We start from the raw sequence: 23,500 nt of genomic DNA, 5'->3' as shown, positions 1-23,500 counted from the left end.
CCGGCTGCTCCTCCTCTCGTCGAAGGCGAACGCGCGGGCGGCGGCGGAATCCGGCAGGTCGACGATGTGCACGCTGCCGGTGGGCGTGCCGCCGTCGCTGGAAAGGGTCGGGCCGCGGGCGATCATCTCCGTCGCGTACCGGTCCATGTAGGCCCAGTGCTCTTCCAGCAGTTCCTCGCGCAGCCCCTCGGAGCCGGGCCGATCGCGGTGGTGGACGAGGAACTCCGTGCCCGTAGGCTCTCTTGAACGAGGTAACCAGGTCGAGCGGATTTCATGGCGACGGCCGCTCGGCAGCCTCAACCGTTGACGGTCCTGCTCGTGACGACCTCGAACGCCGGGCCCTGTCCGCTAAAGTGAGGGCCGGGCCGTGACTGGCGCTGAGGTGGAGTACCACCGGGGAGCGGCCTGGCACTCTGTCGATGCCGTGCGCCTGGGCGACTCACCGTGAGGCTCAGGAGTGGCACGTGGCTTGGACAGAGACAGCTCGCCTGATGGACGGCACCGGTCTTGCCCGCCGCATCATCGAGAGCAGCACCGCGGCTGCCGCAGACCTCCGCCGACGCACCGGGACCGCCCCGTGCCTGGCTACCGTGTTGGTCGGAGAAGATCCGGCTTCGGTGACCTACGTCCGAATGAAGCGAGCCCGGTGCGAGAAGTCGGGCATCACGCCACGGCACGTGGCCCTGCCCGCCTCGATCAGCACCAGCGGCCTGATCGAAGCCGTCACCGACCTCTCCCAGGACGCCGGCGTGCACGGCATCCTGCTGCAACACCCCGTGGGTGCACACATCGACGAACGCGCCGCCTTCGAAGCGATCGCTCCGGACAAGGACGTCGACGGGGTGACCATGCATTCCTTCGCGGCGATGGGCTTCGGCCTTCCGGGCTTCGTGTCCTGCACCCCCGGAGGAATCATGCGTCTGCTGGAGGAGTACGACGTGGACCTCGCCGGGAAGCACGCGGTCGTGGTAGGACGCAGCGCGATCCTGGGCAAGCCCGCAGGCATGCTCCTGTTGGGACGCGATGCCACGGTGACGTACTGTCACTCGCGTACCACCAATCTGTCCGCGATCGTTCGGGAGGCCGACATCCTGCTCGCCGCGGTTGGACGGCCGCGTTTCATTACCGGCGCGGACATCAAGCCCGGTGCGGTGGTGATTGATGCGGGATACAACCCGGGCAACGTCGGGGACGTGGACTTCGAGACCGCCAGGAACCGGGCAAGTCTGATCACCCCCGTCCCCGGAGGTGTCGGCCCCATGACCATCGCCGTGCTCCTTGCCCAGACGCTGGAGGCGGCGTCACGTCAGCTCGGGACGAGTTGACGTGGGCTCTCGTGGGCCGGGCCGTCGCCCACGAGAGCCCTGGCTCACCGACACACCCCGGGCCCGCACCCGCACCAGCCGCCTCGAAGTGCTTCGCCCCGCCTGACCAGAGACGGGGCGAAACGACAGAGTTCGAATTCCACCAGCATCGTGCCGGGGCCCGATGCGCGGCCGCGGCATCGTCCCCGGTTACCGGGGCGGGTGGTGTAGTCGTTCTCGCCGTTCCACTCGTTTTCGACCCGCAGAGCGACCGGCTTCGGTAAGGGCGGACGGGGGCGAGGGTGGGTATGGCCGTCAGACGACGACGCGAATGGGCAGGGCGTCGGCCCGTCCGTAGGCCAGGACCTCCGGGAGGACCTCGCGGAACCGGGCGAGGTCCTCGGCCGGCGCCTCGATGGTGGCCTCGATCTCGGGGTCGTCCAGCCCCAGGGCCGCCAGGTCCGAGGGGTCCAGGCTCACCCGGAGGACGTTCCCGGTCAGCACGACTTCGCGCACACATCCGTACGCGGTCCCCTGATCGGCCGTGACCAGGCAGTGGGTGTCGAATCCCAGGGCGATGTCCTGCTCGTCCGGCTCTTCTTCGCCGGACATGAACAGCAGGATGAAGCCGCTGCCGTCCGCGTGCTCGGCGAGGCCGGCCTCGGCGAAGTAGCTGTCGGGGTCCGTATCCGCAGCGGCGGCCCGGGCGGTGAACCGATAGGTCATGGCACGGTTCTATCAGGGGCGCTCATCGAGGTCGGGCGGAGGGTTGGACGGGTACGGGGCGTGGCAACGGGTCAGCGGGGGCGCGCCGGGGCGAAGGGGATGCCGGAGGTCAGGCCGCGGTGGCCGATCATCAGGGACTCGCCGAGGAAGCTCACCCCGATGGAGAGCTGGACGGGGCGTGCGTTCTCGTGCATGCCCAGCTTCGCCGCCAGGGCGCCGAAGCCGGCCGTGACCGCCAGGGTGCTGATCACGGCGAGGAAGGTCCGGCCGGTGTAGCGCTGCCACAGGACGCCTTCCCTTTCGAGGAGTTGGACGGTGGCCCCGCGGAGTGCGCCGAGTACCGCACCGAGGGCGCTGCCGGTGATGACCCAGATGAGGTCGGTGCCGGTCAGGTCCTTCGCCTTGGTCAGGGACAGGATGCCGATCCCGGTCAGGATCACCGGGGCCGCGAAGAGGTCCCTCGCGTTGACCGGTTCGCCGGTCAGCCGTTTGATCACGACCGCGGTCACGACCACCGCGACGATCGCGGTGAGCAGCCAGGGGTTCACGCACGTACCACCCATCTTTATGGCAGGGTCGAGCTAAAAAGATGTTAGCCCGACCGTGCTATAACGGCAATGTGCCCAAGATCGTCGATCCCGTCGCCCGCCGCAGATCAGTGGCGCAGGCCGTCCTGTCCGTGGCCGCCCGGCACGGGCTGGAACACGCGTCGCTGCGCAACGTCGCCGACGAAGCCGGACTCGCCATCGGCTCGGTCCGCCACTACTTCGCCGACCACGAGGAGTTGATGACCTTCACGATGCGCGAGCTCGGTCAGCGCATCGGCGACCGCGTCCGCGCGCACGCCGAGCGGCTTCTCGCCCCCGACGGCGCCACCGACCGGCGGGCCGTGACGGAGGAACTCCTGGCCGAGTTCCTTCCCCTGGACGAGGTCCGCCGCCAGGAGGTCGCACTCTGGCTCGCCTTCACCGCCGCGGCACACACCCGCCCCGAACTCCGGCCCTGTGCGGCCGAGATGCAGGACGGCATGCACGCCCTGCTGTCCCGCGTGCTGTACGAAGCCCGGCGCGCCGGCGGGCTGCCGGGCGGCCTGGACATCGAACTGGAGAGCACGCGACTGGCCGCCCTCCTCGACGGACTCACGATGCAGGCGACGCTACGACCGGACCGTTACCCGCCGGAGCTGCTCCAGCAGGTGGTGCGGCGGCACCTGGACGCGCTCAAAGCGGGCAGCTGACCTCCGGGCGGTGAGCTCGGCATGCCCGGTCCGGGGGGTGGGTGGCACGGCCAGGGCCGCTTCGGACCGCTGCGCGAAGAATCGTGCGGGCATCGTCCGGAGGATCACGCAGACTGGCACCGTGACTGACATCAGCGTCGAGCTCGTACGCACTCTGGTCTCCGAACAGTTCCCCGAGTGGGGTGACCTTCCGGTCCGGCCGGTGGTCCGTCAGGGCTGGGACAACCGGACCTTCAGGCTCGGCGAGCAGCTGGTCGTGCGCCTGCCCAGCGCCGAGGGCTACGTGGCCGGCGTCGAGAAGGAGGACCGCTGGCTGCCCGTTCTGGCGGAGCACCTGTCGATACCCGTACCGGTACCGGTCGCGACCGGTCGCCCGGCGGCGGGCTATCCGTTTCCGTGGTCGGTGCGGCGCTGGTTGCCGGGAGAGACGGTCGAGGCCGCCACGGGCCTTGACCGGATGCGGCTGGCGCGCGACCTCGGGGCGTTTCTGACCGCCCTCCGGAACGTCCCCGCAGAGCAGGGCCCGGCCGGCGGCGGTCACTCCTGTGGCCGGGGCTGCCACCCCGGCGTCTACGGCGACCAGGTCGAGTGCGCGCTCGACCGGCTCAAGGATGTCGTCGATGTCGCGGCGTGCCAGGCCATTTGGGCGAGCGCGCTGGAATCGGCCTGGCCGTTCCCGCCGGCCTGGTTCCATGGTGACGTCGCCGTCGGCAACCTGCTCACCACCGACGGAAAGCTGTCCGCGGTCATCGACTTCGGCACCTGCGGCGTCGGCGATCCCGCCTGCGACCTCGTCATGGCGTGGACGTTCTTCGTCGGTGACGAGCGGAGAGCATTCCGGGAGGCCGTCGACCTCCCCGACGACACCTGGCGACGGGCGCGGGGGTGGGCGCTGTGGAAGGCGCTGGTGACCATGGCCGGACTGTCCAGCCCCGACCCCGAGGGCGCCCAGAGCCGGATTCTCGTCCAGGTGATCGAGGACCCGTTCATCGACTGATCAGGGGCCGGCCCGGCCGAGCTCGGTGTATCTGGGGGGAGAGGAATGGGAAGTCGGTGGGGCCGACTTCCCGGTCCGGTTTCAGGGGTTGGGAGTTGGGGGTGGTGCTGGGCTTGGGGTTGGAGGGGCGGTGGTGAGGGTCTGGATGCGGGGGACGGGGTCTGGGAGTCGGTGGGGAGCGGCCGGGTAGACCCAGGCCGTGAGAGCGAGGAGGAGGATCAGCGGGAGAAGGGTGAAGGCGCCGACGGCGCTGGGCGTGAGGGGGCGCTCAGGCGGCATGGGGGGCCTGGGCGGGGAGGTCGAGCTCGGCCCAGACCGTCTTCGCGTTCGGCAGGCGGGGGATGGTGCCCCAGCGGTCGGCGAGCGCGTCGACCAGGGTCAGGCCGCGCCCGGTCTGGGAGTTGGCGGTGCAGGTCGTCGGGATGACGGGGAGGCGGTCGCCCCGGCAGTCGGACACCTCGATCCGGAGGACGGTGCCGCCCTCGGGGGTGGTGGTGAGGGTGAGGGAGAGTTCGAACCTCCGCCCCGGGAGCCGCCCGTGGGTGCACGCGTTGGCCGCGAACTCCGCGATGATCAGGAGCGCGGCGTGGAACGGCTCGGTGGCGGTGGCATCCAGACGCCAGGAGGTGAGCTGGTGTCTGGCGATGCGTCGGCAGACCGCAGCGCCCTTGGGGGAGGCGGGGAGTTGGGTGGTGTGGGTGCGTGGAGTCGCGATGTCGAGGGGAATTTCGGACTTCATGAGACAAAGCCTGCCGGGTTGGAAGTACCCTGACCATGCCACAGGTGAGTACTGAGCGTGCTTGTGCGAGTGCGCACGGTTGCTTGTCTGGGTCGATGGGCGTGACCTGAATCAGACGCAAGATACGGGGTGATCGCAGTGGGTGGAGTGCGTGGTGGCGGAGCGAGTGGCGAAGCGCGGCCGGAGCCGTTGGAGGATCCCGAGGGTACGACGGACTTCTTCCGGGCCCTGGGAAAGCAGATCAAGCTGCTGCGGGAGCGGTCCGGCCTGACCCAGAAGGAGTTGGGCGAGCAGGTCGGCTACACGGAGGCCCTGATCGGCTCGGTCGAGCGGGGTCGGCGCACCCCGCAGCCGGAGTTCCTGGACAGCGCGGACAAACTCCTCGACGCGGGCGGCCTGTTGAGCATCGCGAAGGACGATGTCGCCAGCGCAAAGGCCAAGGCGCGGGTGCGTCACCCGGCCTGGTTCCGGGACTTCGCGGGGCTGGAGGCGGAGGCCGTCGAGATCCACGACTACAGCACGCTCGACATCCCCGGGCTGCTGCAGACGGAGGCGCGGGCGCGGGCGCTGTACGGGATGCGCCAGCCGCTGCAGGCGGAGGACGTGATCGAGCAGCGGGTCGCCGCCCGCATGGCGCGACAGGAGATCCTGACGTGCTGGCCTCGGGCCATGTTCAGCTGGGTGATCGACGAGAGTGTGCTGATGCGTCCCCTGGGCGGGTGGGACGTGCACCGGGGCCAGTTGCGAAACCTGCTGACGGTGGGGCAGATGCGCGGCATGTCGATCCAGGTGATGCCGCTGGACCGGACGGAGCACGCGGGTATGGGTGGCCCGTTCATTTTGCTCACCCCGAAGGGGAGAGCGCAGGTCGGATACGTCGAGGGGCAGCAGACCGGCAGGCTGGTCACGGACATGGAGGATGTCCGTATCATGGCCGCACGGTACGGCACCCTCAGGGCGCAGGCCCTCGCTCCGCAGGAGTCCCTGACCTTGATCGAGAAGATGCTGGGAGAACGATGAGCACGGAACTGGCGTGGTTCAAGAGCAGCTACAGCGGCAACGACGGTGGCGCCTGCGTCGAGGTCGCCGAGGCGCCCGGCACCGTCCATGTGCGTGATTCCAAGGACAAGAGCGGTCCGCAGCTGGCGTTCGAGCCGGCCGCGTGGAAGGCGTTCGTGGAGTTCGCCGCCGCTGCCTCGATCTGAGGCTCCCCAACGGCTCGTCGCTGGTCAGCGGCGGGCCGTTGGCGTACCGTCGAGCCGTCCGCGTTGTCCCAGGGATGGGGGAGCAGTGAGCACGGAACTGGCGTGGTTCAAGAGCAGTTACAGCAGCAACGACGGTGGCGAGTGCGTTGAGGTCGCCGAGGCGCCCGGTACCGTCCATGTGCGTGATTCGAAGGACAAGAACGGTCCGCAGCTGGCGTTCGAGCCGGCCGCGTGGAAGGCGTTCGTGGAGTTCGCCGCCACCGTCGAAGTCTGAGTGACTTCCGTCAGTGGCCCGTCGCTGGTCAGCGGCGGGCCACTGACGTACCGTCGATGGACCGTGTTGTCCCGGGATGGGGGAGCCATGAGCACAGACCTGGTGTGGTTCAAGAGCAGCTACAGCAGCAACGAGGGCGGCGACTGCGTCGAGGTCGCCGAGGCGCCCGGTACCGTCCATGTGCGTGATTCCAAGGACAAGAGCGGTCCGCAGCTGGCGTTCAAGCCGGCCGCGTGGAAGGCGTTCGTGGAGTTCGCCGCCACCGTCGAAGTCTGAGCGGCTTCCCTCAGCGGCCCGTCGCTGGTCAGCGGCGGGCCGCTGACGTACCGTCGATGGACCGTGTCGTCCCGGTACGGGGGAGCCATGAGCGCAGATCTGGTGTGGTTGCCTCTGGCCGGCGGAAACGTCCTTGACACGCCGCAGAGTTGACGGTCTTCCTTCCTGGTGCATCCTGCCTGTTTCGGGTTGTTCGGGACCGCTGTTGGTCACCCGTTGGTCACGTGACTATCGGGCACCGTGGCCCCCCACTTCGCTGCCGATGTCCTGACAGGCGGTGCATGTGCGCGCCACGATGGGTCACGCGCAGCCATGCAAGATCACGCAAGCAAAGTGACAGGAGGGGTGGCAACGCCAGTACGGTTCGTAGGTATCGATCCGGACACGGGGAAGTCGGGAAGCCCTACCGCCTGGGTCGATGAGGACGAGCGAGAGATCTTGCTCCAGGGGTGGGACCCCAGTACCAAGAAGCTGGCGGAGATCCATGCCGCCGGCCACGGGCCCGACCACGACAACACGATCCCCGACGACGAGTCGGTGATCAGGATTCCGTTCCGGATGATTCCGGTCTTGAGGAAGGCTTGCGATGACGCAGAGCGCTCCCAACTTCGATGAGCTGCTGAAGGCTGCCCGGGTCTCTGCCGTGCACCTTGAGATGCGCGACGCCTACGGCGTTGAGGACGAGGCGGAAGACTTCGCCAACTGGCTGTCCTCTGGCCAGAGGGACGTTGATCCGGAAGGCGAGTACTGGAAGCCCTGGGCCGAGGCGATCTCCGAGAAGGTCAGCCAGGGAGTGACGGTCAGGCGTGCCCGGATCATCTCGGAGCCGGTCACTGACTACATCAAGTACGAGCATGCCGGGACTGTCGTGAACCTCTCGGCCGGCGAGCAGGTCCGTTGGCTGCCGCGCCGTCTGGCGTCAGACATTGCCCTGCCGGGCAATGACCTCTGGATCTTCGACGGTGACAAGGTCCTGTTCAACCACTTCACCGGTACAGGCGATTGGGCGATGCCCGGCCTTGAACTGCGGACCGAACCAGCAGTCGTAAAGCTCTGCGTGGCCGCGTTCGAGACCGTTTGGGAACGCGGCGTCCCTCACGAGAAGTACGAGGTCTGATCTACGACGACACCGGATAGCCGGCTCATGTCTCTGTCGCCGTCTTCGTCTGCTCAAGCAGCTCGCGAAGCAGTCGCTAGAAAGCTCCGAACCCTCAAAGGCGAAGCTCGACTCAAGGGCAGTGAGTTGGCCGCCCGGTGTGGCTGGAGTGAGTCCAAGGTCTCACGAATCGCCCACGCGAAGACCCCACCATCCGATGACGACGTTCTCCGGTGGTGTATGGCCTGTGGCGCGGAGGACCAGGCCGCAGACATCATCGCAGCCAATCGCCAGGCCGACGAGATGTACGTCGAGTGGCGCAAGGTCCACCGAGACGGGATGAAGTACGCCCAGGACAGCGAGACGGAAGAGCTGGAGCGGACACGACTGACCCGTGTCTACTGCTCCAATGTGGTCCCGGGGCTCGCGCAACGAAGCGGCTACGCTACAAGCCTGTTGGCGGCCACACCGGGATCGAGTACACCGTCAGCACCTACACTGAGCAGCAGGTCAGCCCCGAGTTCCGCGCCGAGTTCATCCGCACCCTTGAGCACCTGGACGAGATCCGATACTGGCTCTCTCCCGCCAGCGGCACCGCGCACATCCGCCTGCCCTGCCCGGTCTGCGGCTGGGCGGAGAAGTACGCCGACCGTACCCGACTGCTGGAACTGGACGACAGCGGAGCCTTGTTCGAGGCGGTGTGCTTCGACCACGGTCGGTACGAGGCCGACATCACGCCGCTCGGTGGCGGCTACATCGACCTGGCCACCCTGTACCGCAACGTGGTCAAGGAACGGTCTTACCGGTCCGATGACGGCGCGCTTCACGTCATGGTGAAGGGCGGCGACTGGGCGCCCGGTTGCCAGCTGGTGGACGGAGCGCACGCCGCCATCGGCGAGGCCTCCGGCCCGCTGCCCCTTCGCATCTTCGCCCCTCAGATCCTCGGCAGCGACGGAGGGAAGCTCTCGAAGAGCCTCCTTCGTGAAGCTGCCGACGCCGGACTCGTGGTGGAAGGCGTCCCCTCCAGGTGGCTGCTCGACCCCTCCGACTGGCCCGGCACCCACGCGGACTACGTGAACGCGCTCTCGGGACTCGGCGAGCTGATGCTGAGCAACCCGAGGCACTTCTACCGGTCCTACACCACGACCGCATTGGAAGCCCTCATGACCACCCGCCAGCCTGCCCAGTCCCAGTCTCAGGCGCATGGCCGTCCCCGCAACATCCAGATCTACAAGCAGTACTTCGACCTGATCGCCAGTGGCGAGAAGACCGTTGAGGTCCGCGTCGCCTACGACTCCATGAAGCGGATCAAGGCCGGCGACCTGCTCAACTTCACCTGCCGGGAAGAGCAGTGCCTGACCCGGGTGACCCGGGTCGGGACTTACCGGACGTTCAAGGAGATGTTCGGGACCGAGGACGTGAAGGCGGTCAGCCCGCGCGCGACCGAGGCCGAGCAGCTGCGAGCGATTCAGGCGATCTTCCCAGCGGCCAAGGAAGCCCTCGGAGTCATCACGTTCGAGATCGAGAGGGTGAATCCCGATGAGTAGTGACAGGCGGAAGGTGCTGGTCGTTTGTAAGGGAAACCACTGTCGTTCCCCGATCGCAGCCCTGATCATCGCCGAGCGATCCGGAGGGGCACTTGACGTGCGGTCGGCGGGCATCCGCAACTGGCATGTGGGCAAGCCCGCGCACCCGCTGATGATCGAGGCCGCCGCCGCGTTCGGCTACGACCTGACCGAGCACCGAGGCGCCGCGCTCGACGCGGAGCTTCTCAAGTGGGCTGACGACCTGATCGCCATGGACGACGAGACCGCCCTTGCCGTCGAAGTGCTCGCCGGTCCGGACCGGCCGGTGAGGATCCTGGCGTCGGGCATCGCCGACCCGTGGGGCGGTGGTCCCGAGAGCTTCGCCGAAGCCATCGTGGAGATCCAGGAAGCCGCAACACTGTTCTACGCGGCATAGGCCGCCCGTGGCCGCCCCGGCGTCCGTCGTTCCCCCGTGGCGGATGGCCGGGGCACCATCACGTCCACCAGCTGTCTCCGAACCCCTCGGCAGACGCTGTTCCTGGAGATCAACGAAGCCACCGAGGTGCCCGGCACCGTCCATGTGCGTGATTTCAAGGACAGGAGCGGTCCGCAGCCGGCGTTCGCCCCGGCGGCCTGGCGGGCATTCGTCGAGTTCGCCGCCGCCGTCGAAGTCTGAGCGGCTTCCCTCAGTGGCCCGTCGCCAGCGCCGCATCGGACAACGTTTGCCCTGTTGTGACTAGGACTCAGCGTTTGAGGGGCGCGTTGGCAAGGGGCCCCTGTTCCAGCCAGGTTCCGTCGCGCATGATGACTCGTCCGGGTAGTTCCTGCTCGCCTCGCCAAGCACGCACCGTCTTCGGCACCACGCGCACATACAGGTACGACCCTTCCTCCGCGCGTGGGTCCCACCCGAACTTGTCGGCGAACGCCTGGGCTGCATCTGCGGGCACATCCTGGGCCGAGAAGCCCTCCGCCTCACCCTGGAGGAGCACCACATCGAAGGTGTCCGGCAGTGCCAGTCGTACGCGCGGCTCTTCGCGGACGTTGCGCGCAGTCACTGAAGTGCCGCTGGTGCACATCCACACTGCTCGCCCGTCCCACAGGAACCACAGGGGTACCTGGTGCGGCCCATGCTCAGGGTGGGCCGTCGACACCCATACGTCCCGCTCGGCGATGAGCCGTTCCAGAGTGTCGCGTACCCGCTCCGCCGTCTGGCGCTGAATGCTTGCCGTGGTCATGATCGGCGATCCTAGCCACCGGGTTTCAGGCGCGCATGAGGCGCGCGACCTACGTCCAGCGGCCGACGAACCACTCAGCCCTCGCCCCGGGGCGGCCAACGGGGTGCTCGGCGTGGACAACGGAAGTGCTCGGTCACATGACGCGTCGCCCCGGTGATCGCCAACTCGGGTGTCGGCCCGTCAAGCTATGCCGCCCGGCTCGGCCGGCTGCCGGTCCCTCAGCTGGTCGATTGCGCTTCCGCCGTGATCGGCACCGGGCTGCCCAGGGCGTTGCAGTCCGGTGACACGGAATGCTCTATTCCGTCGATTGCTCGCACTAGGTTCGGTCGTGCAAGCCGCCGCATTGCCTCGCGGTTCCCGCACGAAAGAGGTTGGCAGTGTGCGCGCCCTCACCCCGTACTGCGCTCAGGAGAACCCGCATGTCCCCCTTGACGACCCGCCGCGCGGCCACCGTTCGCACGCTGGCCGGCACCGTCCTGGCAGCCGCTCTGATCGTCCCAGCCGCGACAGCCTGCAGCTCCGCGTCCGACGCGCACGGCACTACCGCGGCAACCACGCCTGCCGCGCCCGTCACGCCTGCGCCCGTCACGCCTGCCGCGCAGGGCACCGCCGCTCCGGCCACCGCGACCGGCACACACAGCACCACACCGGCTGCCCCGCCCGCTTCGCCGGCCTCGCCCCGGGCCACCGCACCGGCCACCACGGCCAAGGCGAAGCCCCCGGTCCACACCCAGCCCCTGGTGGACGGCAGCACGGCCGAGGTCCAGGAGGTCGGGGCCCAGCACTACGTCGCCAGGATCGTCCACAACGGTGATGTCCTCGCCACGCTGGAGACGACCGACTCCGACGCCGGACTGGACGCCAACGACATGTTCGTCGTGCTCTCGCTGGACGGCCAGGTCCACTCCTGGATGGGCGGCGGGCACCAGGGACCGGGCACGTTCAAGCTCGCGGGCGGTTGGACGGCCAAGGTCACGAAGATCGGCGAACTCCGGTACCGCGCGCAGATCCTCGGCAACGACAACGCCGTGAACGGCACGCTGGAGTCGAACCAGCAGGACGTCGGAGGCGTCGCCAACGGCGTCTACATCGTGCTCACCGCCGGCGGCGAGATCAGCGCCCACATGTAATGAAGCACTACTGGGCAGCGGCAGGTCACTGACGTACCGTCAATGGGCCGTGCTGTCCCGGGACGGGGGAGCCATGAGCACAGACCTGGTGTGGTTCAAGAGCAGTCACAGCGACAACGAGGGCGGCCAGCGCAGGCTGATCCGGCGCATCCGCAGCTTCAGGCCGCTCGGGGCTGGGCCGCCTGGGCGCTGGTCATGAACGCCCGGGTGGCGCAGGCGCTGGAGCTGTTCCAGGTGATGGGTCGCGAGGTGGCCGGCCCCTGGCGCTACTACGACGATCCGCAGGAGGCCTTCGACCGGATGCGCGAGATCGCCGTGCAGGCGATCGCTCGGGCGAAGGCCTAGGTCGTTTGCCCTCGGCGATTCCACCAGCTGGAGCAAAGGGCGACTGTAGATCAGGTGGGCGGGTGCGCCTGGTCCCACGGCACCACCATGGGGGGACGGATGACCGACGTCGAGGTGCGGTGGCGCGGATGGCCGTCGAGATGGCGCATCTGCAGCTCCATGTACGGCGTGGCCTCCCGACGCGCCTTGAAAAAAGTTACGGGCCGTTGTCAATCCGGCCCCGTCAGGTTCGACATCATGATGTGTGGTGCCTCGCCACACGATGACGCGACAAGACCTGACGAGGAAACACGTGAATCAACTGCTCAGAGTCATGAACTTCAACGTCTCGAGTGACGGAATCGGTGCCGGTGAGCACCAGAGTCTCGACAGACCGTTCGGCTATGACCACCCCGAGAAGCTGTTCGCCTGGGCCGGAGCCACGGCGAGCTGGCCGATGCGCACGGATCCCGGGGGGAGCCGGGGCCTCGACGACTACTTCACGCGAGACTTCGCACGCAACATCGGTGCCGAGATCATGGGCCGCAACAAGTTCGGGCCCCAGCGCGGGCCGTGGCAGGACCACGAGTGGCGTGGCTGGTGGGGTGACGAGCCCCCGTTCCGCACTCCGGTGTTCGTCATGACTCACCACAGGCGTCCGTCGTTCACGCTCTCCGACACCACGTTCCACTTCGTCGACGGCGACCCGGCCACGGTCCTCGAACGGGCGCGGGAAGCGGCGGAGGGCAAGGACGTCCGACTCGGTGGCGGGGTTACTGTCATCCGGCAGTTCCTTGATGCCGACCTCGTCGACACCATGCATGTGGCGGTCTCGCCGGTGAAGCTCGGGTCCGGGCTGCGACTCTGGGAGTCCCCCGATGAGCTGCTCGACCGGTTCCACCTGGAGGTCGTGCCCAGCCCGAGCGGCGTTACGCACCACCTGTTCTGGCGGAGGTGACCGCGAGGGCCCACTCGGGATGCCGGCGCGGTGGATGTCGGCATCTCATTGACATCCTCTCCGTGCTTCAGCGCGGGGAGGATGTCAAATCACCGGCGAGAACCGACCTGTCCCACGTAGCCCGCACGGGGACGCACCCGACGCCTACTCGTCGGAGCGCTGTCGATGGTGCTGCTGGCCGGGGTGTGCGTGTTCGCCGCGTCGGCCAGCATCGTGCCCACGTCGTCGCAAGCGGCGGCCGGCGACCCGTTCGATTTGGCGGATCCGGCGGATCCGCAGGTCCTCGCCGTTGCCCTCGAAGAGGACGTCGCCGGGGGCGTTGGTGCCATCTGCTTGGATGGCGGACATGAGCGACGCCGCGCAGATGTGGATCACCGCAGTCCCCCCGTTCGGGCCGGACGAGCGCGGTGTCCTGATCGGGATCGACCTCCAGACCGACGACCCCGGTCAACTCGTGATCTCCGCCCTGACCGACCGGGGGCACGAGGGCGAGGAGGGCGTCTTCTACCTTCTCCCGGACGACCTCTGGGCCCGGTACGAGCGGACCGGTGACCGGCTCGCCGTCCGCGTGCTGGCCTGGCCCGAGTCGATCGACCAGCAGCTGGCGGGGGGCGACGACGCCTTCCGGGAGGCCGTCGCCGGTCTGCGGCGTGACGACCTCGTCGACGGCCGGGTCACTCTGCTGCGCCGGGAGATCGAGACGGACTTCCTCGCCGCCCCCGAGCAGGGTGTCCTGCTCATCGAGCATGCCGGCCGGGCGACGCTGCCGGAGCTGTTCGCCGCGTTCGAGCAGGGCGAGACCGGGTTCGCGGTCATCGGCGCGGACTGATGGGCGTCTTCCGGGACTTGGCGGCGCGGTGCGGGAGCCGGACGTGGCCCGACCGGCTCCCGCCGCGCCCTGGTGGACGGCGTGACGGGAGCCGGGTGTGCCGGGCGGCTGCGGTCAGCGGGTGACGTTCCAGACCAGGCTGCGGGTGAGCGCGGGGGTCAGGGCCGGGTCGATGACGGACGGGGTGGGGTCGGTCGCGACGGCGCTGAGCTTGTGCGTGGTGGGCTTGGAGCCGGCCTTGCCGAGGTCGGACATGGCGATCGTCCTGCGGTCGCGCAGGGCCGTCACCTCCTTGCCGTCGAGGTACCAGCGCAGGCGGGTGCCGGAGACGGGGAGGTCGACGGTGAGGCGGTCGGTCGCGGTCAGCCGGGTGGTGGTGGGCGTGGCGCTGGAGAGGGTGGAGGCGTGGCGGTAGAAGCCGGCGATCATCGCCTCGCGGCCGGGGAGGTTGAACTCGCGTCCGAGCGACCGCATGACGGAGTTGTCGGTCGGCCGGTAGAGGCCGGACGGGTAGTTACTGGCGCCCGCGTAGGCGCCGACGGTGCCGCCGTCGGGTGAGGTGCGGCCGAGCCAGCGGTACCACTTGGCCTGGTCGTGGCGCATCCGGTCGGCGGTCAGGGTGGTGATGTTGGCCTGGGCGGGTTCCGCGCCCTTGTAGGGGCCCTGGCCCTCGGCGACGTACTCGTCCGCGAGCTTGCCCAGGGAGTGGCCGGTCTCGTGCACCGCTATCTGGCCGGACGCGCTGTTGCCCCCCGCCACGGTGGCGATGCCCTCGTAGCCGAGCGGGGACTGGATGCCGCTGTAGCCGGCGCCGCCGTACTTGGCGGTGTTGGCGACGACGATGACGAGGTCGGCCTGCGGGGCCTTGGCGGCGTAGCCCTCGACGGCCTTGACGTCCACGCAGAGCAGCCGCTCGATGTTGCTGCACCAGAAGTTCGAGCCGAGCGCGGTCTTGCGGACGGTGCTCTGCTTCGGGTCGCCGGAGACGCCCGACTGCGCGGAAACGGCGTTCACGGCCCACACGTTGAACAGTTTGCGGTAGCTCGCGTAGGGCTCGACGGCGCTGATGTCCTTCCACTTCGCGGCGGCGTCGGTGCGGAACTTGCCCTGCTCCGCCGCCGTGTAGCCGTCGCCGATCACGACCACGTCCAGTTTGGTGTCCGTGCTCCCGTTGTTGACGATCGAGGTGACGGTGCCGTCGCCCGCGGCGGCCGCGGCCATGGACTGGGCGCCGACGAACGGGGAGGCCGCAGGGACCCTGGTCCGGCTGATGGCGCCGTCCTCGGCGAAGACCTCGACCTCGGGATCCTCCAGGGGCGCGGTGATGCCGATCGGGGCGGCCGGAGCGGCGACCGCGGGGCCGACGCCGATGGCGATGCCGGCGCCGAGGGACGCCAGCGTCGTGGCGCCGGCCAGGAGGACCGAGGTGAACCTGCTGTTGCGCAAGGGAGTTTCTCCGAATCGGTTGGCAGCGTCGAGCGGTGACGAGCGGGCGTGACCGTGCGGTCGGCCGACCCGGCATCCCGGGGGGGGCCGGTACGGAAGATGCCTTGCACCTGACAACACCGAAATGACGGAGCGTCGGCTAACTGACGGTCATGGCGCGCCCACCACCTCACTGGTGGATACGGGCGGATCCGCTCGGTCGGTTCACCCTGTGCTCGACAGTGGCAGCGCCTCAGGGAGGTCGCTGCCGCCGGGAGTGCCGTCAGCCGAGCGTCTTGCGCATCTTGACCGAGGTCGTCTCGTAGCCGAGCGACTCGTACAGGCCGCGCGCGCCCGTGTTGAACCCGAAGACGTTCAGGCCGAGGGTGCGCGCGCCCTGGGCCCGGGCGTACTCCTCGCCGAGGAGCATGGCCGCCCGGCCGAGGCCCCGGCCGCGGTGGTCGGCGTCGATCGCGATGTCCCACACCCACCAGGCGCCCGCGTCGTCGCTGGTGTCCGGCCCGATCCAGAGGTGGCCGACGGCCGCACCGGCGTCGTCGAGCACGTCGAACACCGCGTGACCCGGCGTCGGTGCCCCGGACGGGAAGGAACGGGCCATGCCCTCCTCCGCCTGCCGGTGGGCGTCCTCGGGGGTGTGCCCTGCGGCCACGAGGTCTTCGGCGTACGCGGTTCGGCTGCGGTCGAGCCAGCCGGGGAGGCGGTCGGCGTGCAGGTGGCGGAGGGTGGCGGGCACGGGGTCAGCCTCCCACACCACCCATCGCGGGCCTCACCTCGCCCCCCGGGCCGCCGAACCCCGGTGTCAGCCGCGCCGCTCGGCGAAGGGGCCGCCGGCGGTGAAGGCCAGCCCGGCGAAGCGTTCGCCGATGCGGCGGTGGGTGGCGGTGTCCGGGTGGAGCTGGTCGGGCAGCGGCAGTTCGGCGAAGTCGGCCTGGCCGTACAGCTCGCGGCCGTCGAGGTAGTGCAGGTTCGGGTCCTCGGCCGCCCGCTGCGCCACGATCCGGGCCAGTTCGTCCCGGATGACGCCCAGGGCCAGCTTCCCGTTCGCGCGCTCCGCCGGATCGCCGGCCGCCCGGAACCGTATCTGTCCGGTGCTCATGCCGCTGAAGTCCGGGGCGCTGGGGCCGGGCGTGTCCTCGTGGATGGGGCACAGGATGGGCGAGGCGACCAGCAGCGGTGCGGTGGGGTGGCCTTCGCGGACGGTGTCGAGGAAGCCGTGCACGGCGGGGGTGAAGGCGCGCAGGCGCATCAGGTCGGTGTTGACCAGGTTGATGCCGATCTTGACGCTGATCAGGTCGGCGGGGGTGTCCCGCAGGGCGCGGGCGGTGAACGGGTCGAGCAGGGCGTTGCCGCTCAGGCCCAGGTTGATCAGCTCCACACCGCCGAGGGAGGCGGCGACGGCGGGCCAGATCGCGGTGGGACTCGCGGCGTCGGAGCCCTGACTGATCGAACTGCCGTGGTGCAGCCAGACCTTGCGGCCCCGGTCCGGCACGGGCTCGACGGGGGCGTCGGTGCGCAGGGCGATGAGTTCGGCGGTCTCGTTGTGCGGCAGCCAGATCTCGACGTCCTTGACGCGGTCGGCCAGGCCGGTGAAGCGGACGGTGCCGGGCGGGCCGGGCTCGGTCGTGGCGGTGCGGGCGGTCATGTCGATGGTGAGGGTGTTACCGCCGGTCACGGTGGACTGGCCGGCCGGGCGGCCGTCGACGAGCAGGTCGTACACGCCGTCCGGCCGGGGCGGGGCGCCCACGTAGACCCGCTTGGTGGGCAGCGTGTCCAGCTCGACGGCGGTGGCCCTGGTCCGGAAGACCAGCCGCACGCCGGAGGGCTGGGATTCCGCCATGGCGAGCTGCCCGTCGGTGTACTGGGCGCGGGCCCGGGCGGGGAGCCGGTGCGGCAGCACCCCGTGCGCGGTGCGCTCCAGGTCGAGCGCGCCACGCAGGAGGTCCGCGGTGACGGGTGTGGTGATCCAGTCGTGCTCGGTGGTGTGCATGATCTCAGCCTATTGATCGGAGTGTTCGGAAGGTCCGGAGGGTTCTGCGTCCTCGGCGGCTCCGAGGTGCCGGTGCGCGTGGTCAGGGCGCGCGCGGCCAGGGCGTGGGCCGGTTCCGCAGCGGGGCGTCGAGCGCGTCCAGGACCCGGGTCCAGGTGTCCTGGGTGTCGGGGCACTCGGGGCCGTGGACCACCATGACCGGCCGCGGATCCGGGCCCGTCCGCCAAAGGGGCGGACGGGCGGGTTCTGTGCGGGTGTCCTCCCCGGCCGGTACCGCTCGCGCTGGTACGACGGTGCGGACAAGCCAGGGGGGTTGCGCAGAGACGAGGTAGCCCAGCGCCATGTCCCACCACCTCAGCGGTCCCAGCCTTCGCTCCCCCCGGGGCGACGCCCGGCTCGACCTCACCGACCTCTTCGCCTTCCCGGCCTCCGACGCCTCCGGGCGCACCGTTCTGATCATGAACGTGAACCCGTACGCGCCCACCCGGGCCGCCGAGTTCCACCCCGACGCGGTGTACCGGATCAACATCGACAACGACGGCGACAACCGCGCCGACGTCGCCTACTCCTTCGTCTTCTCCGCCCCTGACCCCGCCCCGGGCGCAGGCACCGGAGGTCAGACCGTCACCGTGTACCGCGCGACCGGCGGCGCCGCGCAGAAGCACGAGGCGGGCGGGGAGAAGCTCTTCGCGGACGTCCCGGTCGCCTTCGGCGACGCACCCGACATCGCGGAGGCGGGCGGCTACCGGCTCTCCGCCGGCCTGCGGAGCGACCCGTTCTTCGCCGACCTGGAGGGCATCGTCAACAACTTCCAGTGGACCGGCAGGGATGCGATGGAGGACGCCAACATCTTCGGCATCGCGCTCGAAGTGCCCGACGCGGACCTCGGCCCGGACCCGACGATCGGCGTCTGGGCGCGGGTCAGCCTCCACGTGGACGGCCAGTTGCTGTCGGTGGACCGGGGCGCCCACCCGTCCCTCACCGCGTACTTCAACGCCGAGGAGGTCAAGGACGCCTACAACGCGGGCGAACCGGCCGACGACTGGGAGAAGTACCGCGAGGCGTGGACGGCCGTGCTCCAGCACGCCGGCGACTACACCACCCAGGCGGCCACCGAGACGCTGAAGCTCGTCCTGCCCGACATCCTCCGCTACGACCGCTCCCGCCCGGCCGGCTACCCCAACGGCCGCACGCTCAGCGACGACGTGACGTCCGCCCGCCTCACCATGGTCTCCGGCGGCAAGATCACCAGTGACCACATCCCCCCGCACACCGACCTGCTCCCCACCTTCCCCCACCTCGGCCACCCGCACCCGGTCAAGTGACCCCCGGGGGCTGCCCGTTCACCCCGGGCAGCCCCGCCCGGGGCGTATCCTCCTGGCGAAGCCCTGGGCGGATGGAGCGATCCAGCTGCGGGGTATATAGATTTCTGTATAGTTGTGAGCGTGAGCGGTCCATGGCAGATCGAGATCGAGCCGGAAGTTCGGCAGTGGCTGGAACTCCTCCCGGACACCCAGTACGACAAGGCTGAGCGGGCGGCCGACATGCTTGCGGCCCAGCCGACCACATTGGCGGAGCCATACTCCCGCCATCTCGGTGGCAAGGTGCGTGAGCTGCGATTCACCATGGACGGTACTGCCGTGCGGATCACCTACTGGCTTGCCCCTGACCGGCGCATCGTATTGTTGACGGTGTTCCGAAAGACACGGCAGCGTGAGGCGGTCGAGGTCGAACGCGCCCGGCAGGCGCAGAAGGTGTGCGAGGCGGACCACGGTCCTGCGGAGCACGGCTATGACCGGAGCAAGGAGGAGAGTCCGTGAACCACTCCCAGTGGAAGACCCGTCGGACCAGGATGCTCCTGGGGGAGTCGGTCGAGGAGTCCTCGGCCTACGTGGAAGCCGGGTACGCGTTCGCGCTGGGTCAGGCCGTGTATGACCGGCGGGCGGAACTCGGCCTGTCGCAGACCGAACTGGCGCGGCGAGCGGGCATGACCCAGCCGCAGATCTCGAACATCGAGGGCGGCGACTCCGTGCCGACTCTGCCGTTGCTGACCCGTCTCGCCAAAGCCCTGGATGCCTCCCTGACCATCGATCTGGACGGCGACACCTCGGCCTTCGCCTTTTCCGCACACCACCGGGGTCCGTCCGGCGAAGCGTCGCCGGGTGGGCGTTCAGCGGCTTGAGGTCCGGGCCGGGAGGCTGCGGTGCGGTGTTCACCTGCCTCCCGGGGCATGGGCGCTCGGCCACCTGCCACGTCTGGGCAGGGTGCGGGGCGGGTGGCCGGGGGAGCGATCCGGTGCCTCACCCCTGTGGGGACCGTCTGGCCAGCCTTGGCTGGTCACCGTCGCGAGCGACGTAGAAATTGCCGAGAGATTCTGCCGTTCCGGCGTTCTTCAGTTCCTCGGGCACCACAACCTCGTGCAGTGTTCTGCCCTTTGACGGTCTTACTCCGCCGTCCGTGGGGGTGTCCCGGTCCAGCGGGCGGTGTCCGGCCGGTCCGGAGGCGGCCACGATGTTTCCGTCTTCGTCAACGAGAACGAGCAGCCGCGCCGCGTGGCCGCTCTCGTGCGAGGTCATGTCACGCCGCCTCCCTCCAGGTGGAACCAGATGTCGGCGGTCGACGGATTCCAGACGCCCTGGATGTAGGAGGTCTGCGCCCCGCCGAACACGGCGGTGTTCTCGGTGCCCTGCCATTGGATGACGAGGGTGCGAGGATCTCCACCGCCGCCGCTACTGCTGTCCAGTACCGCCGTGGCAAACTGCGGACCGTTGTAGACGCCGTTGAAGGTGTAACCGAACTCCGCGGCCTGGCCGTGTGCCAGGAACAGGCGGGCGGCTCCGGGGGCTGGATATTGCCACGTCATAATGTGACCTCCGAAATTGGCTGCGGCACCTTTTCGAAGGGTGCCAGTACTCACGTCTGGCACGTCCTGCGAGCCAGACGTGATCCGCGGGCTCGGCGGAGGCTTGTGGGGATCAGGCCGGCCGGGCTCTCCGGGCAGGTATTTGTCTCGAATGGCCAGTATTTCGTCTGCTTTCAGTCAACCGCCAGGCCGCGTGAGATGCAACCCGCCTGCGGGCATTTCTCGATCCCGGGCCGACGTGCCGGCTCCATGGTTTGGTGACGCGCTGACACGGCCATCACGCGGTGTTAGTCAATTTTTGCAACCGCTCCGGAAAGCCTCCGGATTTCCGCCGGCCATTCGGCCTCCCGTCGTCGGCCGGGCGAGCCGGGCGAGCCGACGCGTCAGCCGTTGACGTCGATCGCCGTGCCGTACAGCCGGGTCACCCGCAGGGGGTGACCCGGGTGGGGATCGAACCCCCGGCCGCCGCCGCGACCGTCATCAACGTCGCGACCACCGGGGCCGACGCGCCGGGGTGCGGCCCGGTCGCCGCGCCTTGCGCATCGGTTCCGTTCGCCTACAACGAGGCCGCCCCCGGGGACACCGTCAGGGTGCAGGCAGGCACCTGTGTCATGACCACCCCTTTGGTCATCCGGAAGGCCGCTCTGCATTTCGAAGGCGCCCGGGCCGGCGTGGACGCCCGCACCCGCACCCCCGGCGGTCCGGGTGAGACGGTCATCACGACCACGCTCAACACCCCGATCCAGGAGGACATGTGGATCGCGCAGGCCAACGGGGTGTCGATCGACGGTTTCACCTTCACCGGCAACGCCGACGGCGCGGGGGTGAGCACCAGCGAGAACTTCAGCGGCTACCAGGTCAAGAACAACATCTTCTCGAACAACCTCAAGGGATTCGCCCCGTCGTCCAACGGTGCGATCGCCTCGGTCTTCCAGCAGAATCTCTTCTTCAACAACAACAGCTCCACACTCCACCCCGGAGCGCAGGGCGACGGGGTCTTCACCTTCCGGCCGCTGGCGAACGCGACGTTCTCGAACAACAAATTCCAGGACAACGGCAACTCGCCGATCAATATCGCCGGGGGTGAAGTCCCCGGGGCGACAAAGAACATCGCCATCAACGACAACAGTATGGACGGCGAGTTCCCGGTCGTCTTCGTCGCCGTCTCGGACGTCGTCGTCACGCGGAACAGCATGATCGGCGGCTTCAGCGGTGTGCAGGTGTCCGGCGCCTGCCACAACATCGCGATCACGCACAACGTGATCGCCGACAAGACCCACGGCGGCATCCTGCTCTTCACCGGGTTCGCCGCGGTGACGAACACGAATATCACCATCGAGGACAACACCATCGAGCGGACCGGAACGTTCACCGGCCGCTTCGGCGTGGAGATCTCTCCAACACCAGTGGCATCACCATGCGCGACAACCGCATCATCGACTCCGGTCACGATGCCATCGGCTTCACCCTGCGCGGCCAGACGACACCCAGCTCCGGTGCCACGATCACGCAGAACACCACCACCGGGCCGGCCGGGCAGCCCCGGCCCGAGTTGATCTGCGCCACGATCGACCACGAGACGGTCTGCCTGAACTTCGAGGTCACGGGCTCGATCACGCTGAAGAAGCGCGTCGTCACGCCCGGTCCGTACACGGTCGGGAAGACGGTGCGGTACTCCTGCACCGTCACCAACGCCGGCAGCACCGAGCTGCACGGCGTGCTGGTCAACGACGACCGCGTCACCAGCGTCACCTGTGACGCGACCACGCTGGCGCCCGGGTCCGGCACCACCTGCCACGGCACGTACACGATCACCAAGGCCGACGCCGAAGCGTGCAAGAACACCAAGGGCGGCGGCGATGGCAAGGGCTGCGCCGTCACCGACGTGGCGGTGGCGACGGGGAACCGACCCGCAGGGTCACCAGGTCGTCAGTGAGCCCGCCAGGGCCATCGTCGTCGGCGAGCACCACAAGCCCCCGCACAGGGCGGCACCCCGCGAAGGGTCCTCCGCCGAGGAGGGACCCGACGGCCGGGAACAGGCCTGACGGCCGGGGGAACCCCGCTCCGTAGGCCGCTCACCTCGCGCCCCGTGCCGGACGTCCGGCCCGGGGCGCGCGCTGCTTCCCGGCCGGTCGGCGCGGCGGCCAGGTGGGTTCGCACTCCGGGTCATCGGCAACGACAGGCGGTCACCAGCGATACCAGCGAGCGTTGCCACCGCGGCCGGAGGCGCCGTGGACGAAGAAGCCGAGGAACCACACCACCAGGCCGGCGAGCGCCACCCACCACAGCAGGTGGATCGAGAACCCGATGCCGGCGATCAGCACGATGACGAGAAGAGCGAGCAGCAGAGCAATCATGACGGATCACCTTCCGAACCGGCACCTTCCCGGTTCGGGTACGGATCATGCGGACGGGCGCGGTTTGGAGAAGCTCAGTCCGTGGCCTTGGGATGGCCAGTTCCCGCGTAAGTGATCCAGGCAGTGCGGTTGGCGTCGTCCAGCAGGTACCGGATGCGTCCGCCGCCGGTGACCTCGTACTGCCGGCGTTCCAGTTCCTGGCCCTTGAAGATGCCGGTACCGAGCTTGCCCTTGAGGCGGTGCTGACGGTCGGGGTTGTCGGCGGCGCGGGGAGTGGCACGGATCTTCTCGAAGGCACGACGCAGGTTGCCCGCTGCCTGGCGGCCCAGGTGTTCCCAGCCGTCGGCGGCCTCGGTGTTGGCGAAACGGAGGTCGTACTCGCCGCCGATCGGCGGCGGCGCGGCCCGCTCTCCGCGCTTCGGGCTCACTCTGCGACCTCGGGCACGGGGACCGGCCCGAGGTCGCCGTCGGGCTCGCGGGTGAGGAGGGCGAGCAGGGCGGGGTCCGCGTAGATCTCGGCACTGTGTCGCCACTGAGTGAGCAGGAGCGCGATCGGGGCCAGGTTGTCCAGGGCCACCGCGCCGCGCGCCGTGTCCACCAGCTCGGAGAGCAGGGTGTCGATGTCCTCGGTGGGCAGGAAGGTGCTCCACGGCAGGGCTTCGGGCAGTGCCTGGCGGAGGGCGGCGATGTTCTCCGTCCGCACCAGCCCGGCCAGCAGGCGCGAGGTGAAGTCCACGACCGAGGCGTCCCGCTCCATCTGGTCGACGCGCATCAGGGCGAGGTCTCCCGCGTCGCGCCGCCGCAGCCGTAGCGCGCGGACGGCGTCCAGCCTGCGCGTGGTCGCGGCGGGATGGTGGAGCAGCTCGCTGAAGGGCACGTCCTCGTAGGCCGCAGGCATGACATCCACAGTAGCTCGGATGTCGGTCGCCGGGGTGGGCGACCGCGGCCTGTTCCCGTACGCGCGGGTGTTCGCTCGACGCCGTTGGGGCGT

Annotated in this window: 33 protein-coding genes, 2 pseudogenes and 1 riboswitch; of the genes and pseudogenes, 21 read left to right on the top strand and 14 right to left on the bottom strand. The window is 69.1% G+C overall.

What is annotated here, in order from left to right; translation table 11 throughout:
- Positions 1-15: 15 nt before the first annotated feature.
- Positions 16-270: pseudogene (locus ACIP82_RS02630) on the bottom strand (YciI family protein); the annotation flags it as partial.
- 87 nt (positions 271-357) lie between these two features.
- A riboswitch (ZMP/ZTP riboswitch) is annotated at positions 358-443 on the top strand.
- 48 nt (positions 444-491) lie between these two features.
- On the opposite strand from ACIP82_RS02630, the gene ACIP82_RS02625 reads away from it, so the two are divergent.
- The gene (locus tag ACIP82_RS02625; RefSeq protein ID WP_400650055.1) at positions 492-1,325 is read left to right on the top strand and encodes a bifunctional 5,10-methylenetetrahydrofolate dehydrogenase/5,10-methenyltetrahydrofolate cyclohydrolase; all 834 of its coding nucleotides are present in this window, start codon (positions 492-494) and stop codon (positions 1,323-1,325) included.
- Between the two features lie 294 nt (positions 1,326-1,619).
- Here the strand turns inward: ACIP82_RS02625 and ACIP82_RS02620 are convergent, their stop codons facing one another.
- Together ACIP82_RS02620 and ACIP82_RS02615 are read right to left on the bottom strand one after the other, a co-directional pair.
- A complete protein-coding gene (locus ACIP82_RS02620) occupies positions 1,620-2,030 on the bottom strand; it encodes an Imm10 family immunity protein (RefSeq protein WP_400650052.1) in 411 nt (136 codons plus the stop codon).
- 71 nt (positions 2,031-2,101) lie between these two features.
- Positions 2,102-2,578: a DUF1453 domain-containing protein gene (locus ACIP82_RS02615; RefSeq protein ID WP_400650050.1), complete on the bottom strand. Its 477-nt coding sequence runs from the start codon at positions 2,576-2,578 to the stop codon at positions 2,102-2,104.
- Between the two features lie 71 nt (positions 2,579-2,649).
- Between ACIP82_RS02615 and ACIP82_RS02610 the strand changes: the two genes are divergently transcribed.
- Positions 2,650-3,267 carry a TetR/AcrR family transcriptional regulator gene (locus ACIP82_RS02610; RefSeq protein WP_400650048.1) on the top strand — a complete coding sequence of 206 codons (618 nt, stop codon included), beginning with the start codon at positions 2,650-2,652 and terminating at the stop codon, positions 3,265-3,267.
- A 121-nt stretch (positions 3,268-3,388) separates the two neighbouring features.
- Positions 3,389-4,264 carry an aminoglycoside phosphotransferase family protein gene (locus ACIP82_RS02605; protein ID WP_400650045.1) on the top strand — a complete coding sequence of 292 codons (876 nt, stop codon included), beginning with the start codon at positions 3,389-3,391 and terminating at the stop codon, positions 4,262-4,264.
- A 268-nt stretch (positions 4,265-4,532) separates the two neighbouring features.
- On the opposite strand, the gene ACIP82_RS02600 is transcribed toward ACIP82_RS02605, so the two are convergent.
- A complete protein-coding gene (locus tag ACIP82_RS02600; protein WP_400650043.1) occupies positions 4,533-5,003 on the bottom strand; it encodes an ATP-binding protein in 471 nt (156 codons plus the stop codon).
- A 189-nt stretch (positions 5,004-5,192) separates the two neighbouring features.
- Here ACIP82_RS02600 and ACIP82_RS02595 point away from each other — a divergent pair, with 189 nt between their 5' ends.
- The 9 genes and pseudogenes from ACIP82_RS02595 (at position 5,193) to ACIP82_RS02555 (ending at position 10,056) form a co-directional block, all read left to right on the top strand.
- Positions 5,193-6,023, top strand: a complete 831-nt coding sequence (locus ACIP82_RS02595) for a Scr1 family TA system antitoxin-like transcriptional regulator (RefSeq protein ID WP_400650041.1) — start codon at positions 5,193-5,195, stop codon at positions 6,021-6,023.
- Positions 6,020-6,208, top strand: a complete 189-nt coding sequence (locus ACIP82_RS02590; RefSeq protein WP_400650039.1) for a DUF397 domain-containing protein — start codon at positions 6,020-6,022, stop codon at positions 6,206-6,208. The genes ACIP82_RS02595 and ACIP82_RS02590 overlap by 4 nt, the downstream gene beginning before the upstream one ends.
- A gap of 85 nt (positions 6,209-6,293) precedes the next feature.
- Entirely contained in the window at positions 6,294-6,482 is a 189-nt protein-coding gene (locus ACIP82_RS02585) for a DUF397 domain-containing protein (RefSeq protein WP_400650037.1), read from the top strand.
- A gap of 87 nt (positions 6,483-6,569) precedes the next feature.
- Positions 6,570-6,758, top strand: coding sequence for a DUF397 domain-containing protein (locus tag ACIP82_RS02580; RefSeq protein WP_400650034.1), 189 nt, complete (start codon positions 6,570-6,572; stop codon positions 6,756-6,758).
- A 586-nt stretch (positions 6,759-7,344) separates the two neighbouring features.
- Positions 7,345-7,875: a DUF6879 family protein gene (locus ACIP82_RS02575; protein ID WP_400650031.1), complete on the top strand. Its 531-nt coding sequence runs from the start codon at positions 7,345-7,347 to the stop codon at positions 7,873-7,875.
- A gap of 27 nt (positions 7,876-7,902) precedes the next feature.
- Positions 7,903-8,106: pseudogene (locus ACIP82_RS02570) on the top strand (helix-turn-helix domain-containing protein); the annotation flags it as partial.
- Positions 8,107-8,168: 62 nt separating this feature from the next.
- Positions 8,169-9,401, top strand: a complete 1,233-nt coding sequence (locus ACIP82_RS02565) for an ASCH domain-containing protein (protein ID WP_400650029.1) — start codon at positions 8,169-8,171, stop codon at positions 9,399-9,401.
- The gene (locus tag ACIP82_RS02560) at positions 9,394-9,816 is read left to right on the top strand and encodes a low molecular weight phosphotyrosine protein phosphatase (RefSeq protein ID WP_400650026.1); all 423 of its coding nucleotides are present in this window, start codon (positions 9,394-9,396) and stop codon (positions 9,814-9,816) included. The genes ACIP82_RS02565 and ACIP82_RS02560 overlap by 8 nt, the downstream gene beginning before the upstream one ends.
- Before the next feature lie 36 nt (positions 9,817-9,852).
- Entirely contained in the window at positions 9,853-10,056 is a 204-nt protein-coding gene (locus ACIP82_RS02555) for a DUF397 domain-containing protein (RefSeq protein WP_400650024.1), read from the top strand.
- Positions 10,057-10,123: 67 nt separating this feature from the next.
- On the opposite strand, the gene ACIP82_RS02550 is transcribed toward ACIP82_RS02555, so the two are convergent.
- Entirely contained in the window at positions 10,124-10,615 is a 492-nt protein-coding gene (locus tag ACIP82_RS02550; protein ID WP_400650022.1) for a pyridoxamine 5'-phosphate oxidase family protein, read from the bottom strand.
- A gap of 419 nt (positions 10,616-11,034) precedes the next feature.
- On the opposite strand from ACIP82_RS02550, the gene ACIP82_RS02545 reads away from it, so the two are divergent.
- The 3 genes from ACIP82_RS02545 (at position 11,035) to ACIP82_RS02535 (ending at position 13,027) form a co-directional block, all read left to right on the top strand.
- Positions 11,035-11,745, top strand: a complete 711-nt coding sequence (locus ACIP82_RS02545) for a hypothetical protein (protein WP_400650019.1) — start codon at positions 11,035-11,037, stop codon at positions 11,743-11,745.
- Between the two features lie 195 nt (positions 11,746-11,940).
- The gene (locus tag ACIP82_RS02540) at positions 11,941-12,090 is read left to right on the top strand and encodes a hypothetical protein (RefSeq protein ID WP_400650017.1); all 150 of its coding nucleotides are present in this window, start codon (positions 11,941-11,943) and stop codon (positions 12,088-12,090) included.
- Positions 12,091-12,382: 292 nt separating this feature from the next.
- Positions 12,383-13,027, top strand: coding sequence for a dihydrofolate reductase family protein (locus tag ACIP82_RS02535; protein WP_363604601.1), 645 nt, complete (start codon positions 12,383-12,385; stop codon positions 13,025-13,027).
- A 144-nt stretch (positions 13,028-13,171) separates the two neighbouring features.
- Here ACIP82_RS02535 and ACIP82_RS02530 read toward each other — a convergent pair whose 3' ends face one another.
- Complete coding sequence (locus tag ACIP82_RS02530) at positions 13,172-13,375, bottom strand: hypothetical protein (protein ID WP_400650014.1); 204 nt, start codon at positions 13,373-13,375, stop codon at positions 13,172-13,174.
- Between ACIP82_RS02530 and ACIP82_RS02525 the strand changes: the two genes are divergently transcribed.
- Positions 13,374-13,856: a hypothetical protein gene (locus tag ACIP82_RS02525; protein ID WP_400650012.1), complete on the top strand. Its 483-nt coding sequence runs from the start codon at positions 13,374-13,376 to the stop codon at positions 13,854-13,856. The genes ACIP82_RS02530 and ACIP82_RS02525 overlap by 2 nt on opposite strands.
- Positions 13,857-13,970: 114 nt before the next feature.
- Here ACIP82_RS02525 and ACIP82_RS02520 read toward each other — a convergent pair whose 3' ends face one another.
- The 3 genes from ACIP82_RS02520 to ACIP82_RS02510 form a co-directional block, all read right to left on the bottom strand.
- Positions 13,971-15,302 carry a M64 family metallopeptidase gene (locus tag ACIP82_RS02520; RefSeq protein ID WP_363604403.1) on the bottom strand — a complete coding sequence of 444 codons (1,332 nt, stop codon included), beginning with the start codon at positions 15,300-15,302 and terminating at the stop codon, positions 13,971-13,973.
- A gap of 262 nt (positions 15,303-15,564) precedes the next feature.
- Positions 15,565-16,035: a GNAT family N-acetyltransferase gene (locus tag ACIP82_RS02515; RefSeq protein WP_400650009.1), complete on the bottom strand. Its 471-nt coding sequence runs from the start codon at positions 16,033-16,035 to the stop codon at positions 15,565-15,567.
- A gap of 66 nt (positions 16,036-16,101) precedes the next feature.
- A complete protein-coding gene (locus ACIP82_RS02510; RefSeq protein ID WP_400650006.1) occupies positions 16,102-17,289 on the bottom strand; it encodes a GDSL-type esterase/lipase family protein in 1,188 nt (395 codons plus the stop codon).
- Positions 17,290-17,630: 341 nt separating this feature from the next.
- Between ACIP82_RS02510 and ACIP82_RS02505 the strand changes: the two genes are divergently transcribed.
- From ACIP82_RS02505 to ACIP82_RS02495, 3 genes are all read left to right on the top strand, one after another.
- Positions 17,631-18,614, top strand: a complete 984-nt coding sequence (locus ACIP82_RS02505) for a DUF4331 family protein (protein ID WP_400650004.1) — start codon at positions 17,631-17,633, stop codon at positions 18,612-18,614.
- A 120-nt stretch (positions 18,615-18,734) separates the two neighbouring features.
- Positions 18,735-19,109: a type II toxin-antitoxin system RelE/ParE family toxin gene (locus ACIP82_RS02500; protein ID WP_400650001.1), complete on the top strand. Its 375-nt coding sequence runs from the start codon at positions 18,735-18,737 to the stop codon at positions 19,107-19,109.
- Positions 19,106-19,471 (top strand): helix-turn-helix domain-containing protein, encoded by a 366-nt coding sequence (locus ACIP82_RS02495; RefSeq protein ID WP_400649998.1) that lies wholly within the window; start codon positions 19,106-19,108, stop codon positions 19,469-19,471. The genes ACIP82_RS02500 and ACIP82_RS02495 overlap by 4 nt, the downstream gene beginning before the upstream one ends.
- A gap of 118 nt (positions 19,472-19,589) precedes the next feature.
- Here the strand turns inward: ACIP82_RS02495 and ACIP82_RS02490 are convergent, their stop codons facing one another.
- Together ACIP82_RS02490 and ACIP82_RS02485 are read right to left on the bottom strand one after the other, a co-directional pair.
- Complete coding sequence (locus ACIP82_RS02490) at positions 19,590-19,865, bottom strand: hypothetical protein (protein ID WP_363604410.1); 276 nt, start codon at positions 19,863-19,865, stop codon at positions 19,590-19,592.
- The gene (locus tag ACIP82_RS02485) at positions 19,862-20,206 is read right to left on the bottom strand and encodes a hypothetical protein (protein WP_363604411.1); all 345 of its coding nucleotides are present in this window, start codon (positions 20,204-20,206) and stop codon (positions 19,862-19,864) included. Before ACIP82_RS02485 ends, ACIP82_RS02490 begins: the two co-directional genes overlap by 4 nt.
- Positions 20,207-20,595: 389 nt before the next feature.
- On the opposite strand from ACIP82_RS02485, the gene ACIP82_RS02480 reads away from it, so the two are divergent.
- Both ACIP82_RS02480 and ACIP82_RS02475 read left to right on the top strand, forming a co-directional pair.
- Positions 20,596-21,708, top strand: coding sequence for a right-handed parallel beta-helix repeat-containing protein (locus ACIP82_RS02480; RefSeq protein WP_400649994.1), 1,113 nt, complete (start codon positions 20,596-20,598; stop codon positions 21,706-21,708).
- On the top strand, positions 21,705-22,088 hold the full coding sequence (locus ACIP82_RS02475) for a hypothetical protein (protein WP_400649993.1): 384 nt from the start codon (positions 21,705-21,707) through the stop codon (positions 22,086-22,088). Before ACIP82_RS02480 ends, ACIP82_RS02475 begins: the two co-directional genes overlap by 4 nt.
- Positions 22,089-22,338: 250 nt before the next feature.
- On the opposite strand, the gene ACIP82_RS02470 is transcribed toward ACIP82_RS02475, so the two are convergent.
- From ACIP82_RS02470 to ACIP82_RS02460, 3 genes are all read right to left on the bottom strand, one after another.
- Positions 22,339-22,509 carry a hydrophobic protein gene (locus ACIP82_RS02470; protein ID WP_363604414.1) on the bottom strand — a complete coding sequence of 57 codons (171 nt, stop codon included), beginning with the start codon at positions 22,507-22,509 and terminating at the stop codon, positions 22,339-22,341.
- A 74-nt stretch (positions 22,510-22,583) separates the two neighbouring features.
- Positions 22,584-22,937 (bottom strand): hypothetical protein, encoded by a 354-nt coding sequence (locus ACIP82_RS02465; protein ID WP_363604416.1) that lies wholly within the window; start codon positions 22,935-22,937, stop codon positions 22,584-22,586.
- Positions 22,934-23,407, bottom strand: a complete 474-nt coding sequence (locus ACIP82_RS02460; RefSeq protein ID WP_363604417.1) for a hypothetical protein — start codon at positions 23,405-23,407, stop codon at positions 22,934-22,936. Before ACIP82_RS02460 ends, ACIP82_RS02465 begins: the two co-directional genes overlap by 4 nt.
- Positions 23,408-23,500 lie beyond the last annotated feature (93 nt).

The organism is Kitasatospora sp. NPDC088548 (assembly GCF_044753005.1).
Classification (GTDB): Bacteria; Actinomycetota; Actinomycetes; order Streptomycetales; family Streptomycetaceae; genus Kitasatospora.
This window is presented reverse-complemented; position numbering and strand designations above follow the sequence as displayed.

Coding starts and splice junctions, on each gene's coding strand:
- ACIP82_RS02625 (WP_400650055.1), top strand. CDS start 492: ATGGACGGCACCGGTCTTGCCCGCCGCATCATCGAGAGCAGCACCGCG.
- ACIP82_RS02620 (WP_400650052.1), bottom strand. CDS start 2,030: ATGACCTATCGGTTCACCGCCCGGGCCGCCGCTGCGGATACGGACCCC.
- ACIP82_RS02600 (WP_400650043.1), bottom strand. CDS start 5,003: ATGAAGTCCGAAATTCCCCTCGACATCGCGACTCCACGCACCCACACC.
- ACIP82_RS02590 (WP_400650039.1), top strand. CDS start 6,020: ATGAGCACGGAACTGGCGTGGTTCAAGAGCAGCTACAGCGGCAACGAC.
- ACIP82_RS02580 (WP_400650034.1), top strand. CDS start 6,570: ATGAGCACAGACCTGGTGTGGTTCAAGAGCAGCTACAGCAGCAACGAG.
- ACIP82_RS02575 (WP_400650031.1), top strand. CDS start 7,345: ATGACGCAGAGCGCTCCCAACTTCGATGAGCTGCTGAAGGCTGCCCGG.
- ACIP82_RS02560 (WP_400650026.1), top strand. CDS start 9,394: ATGAGTAGTGACAGGCGGAAGGTGCTGGTCGTTTGTAAGGGAAACCAC.
- ACIP82_RS02550 (WP_400650022.1), bottom strand. CDS start 10,615: ATGACCACGGCAAGCATTCAGCGCCAGACGGCGGAGCGGGTACGCGAC.
- ACIP82_RS02545 (WP_400650019.1), top strand. CDS start 11,035: ATGTCCCCCTTGACGACCCGCCGCGCGGCCACCGTTCGCACGCTGGCC.
- ACIP82_RS02540 (WP_400650017.1), top strand. CDS start 11,941: ATGAACGCCCGGGTGGCGCAGGCGCTGGAGCTGTTCCAGGTGATGGGT.
- ACIP82_RS02525 (WP_400650012.1), top strand. CDS start 13,374: ATGAGCGACGCCGCGCAGATGTGGATCACCGCAGTCCCCCCGTTCGGG.
- ACIP82_RS02530 (WP_400650014.1), bottom strand. CDS start 13,375: ATGTCCGCCATCCAAGCAGATGGCACCAACGCCCCCGGCGACGTCCTC.
- ACIP82_RS02510 (WP_400650006.1), bottom strand. CDS start 17,289: ATGCACACCACCGAGCACGACTGGATCACCACACCCGTCACCGCGGAC.
- ACIP82_RS02505 (WP_400650004.1), top strand. CDS start 17,631: ATGTCCCACCACCTCAGCGGTCCCAGCCTTCGCTCCCCCCGGGGCGAC.
- ACIP82_RS02490 (WP_363604410.1), bottom strand. CDS start 19,865: ATGACCTCGCACGAGAGCGGCCACGCGGCGCGGCTGCTCGTTCTCGTT.
- ACIP82_RS02470 (WP_363604414.1), bottom strand. CDS start 22,509: ATGATTGCTCTGCTGCTCGCTCTTCTCGTCATCGTGCTGATCGCCGGC.
- ACIP82_RS02460 (WP_363604417.1), bottom strand. CDS start 23,407: ATGCCTGCGGCCTACGAGGACGTGCCCTTCAGCGAGCTGCTCCACCAT.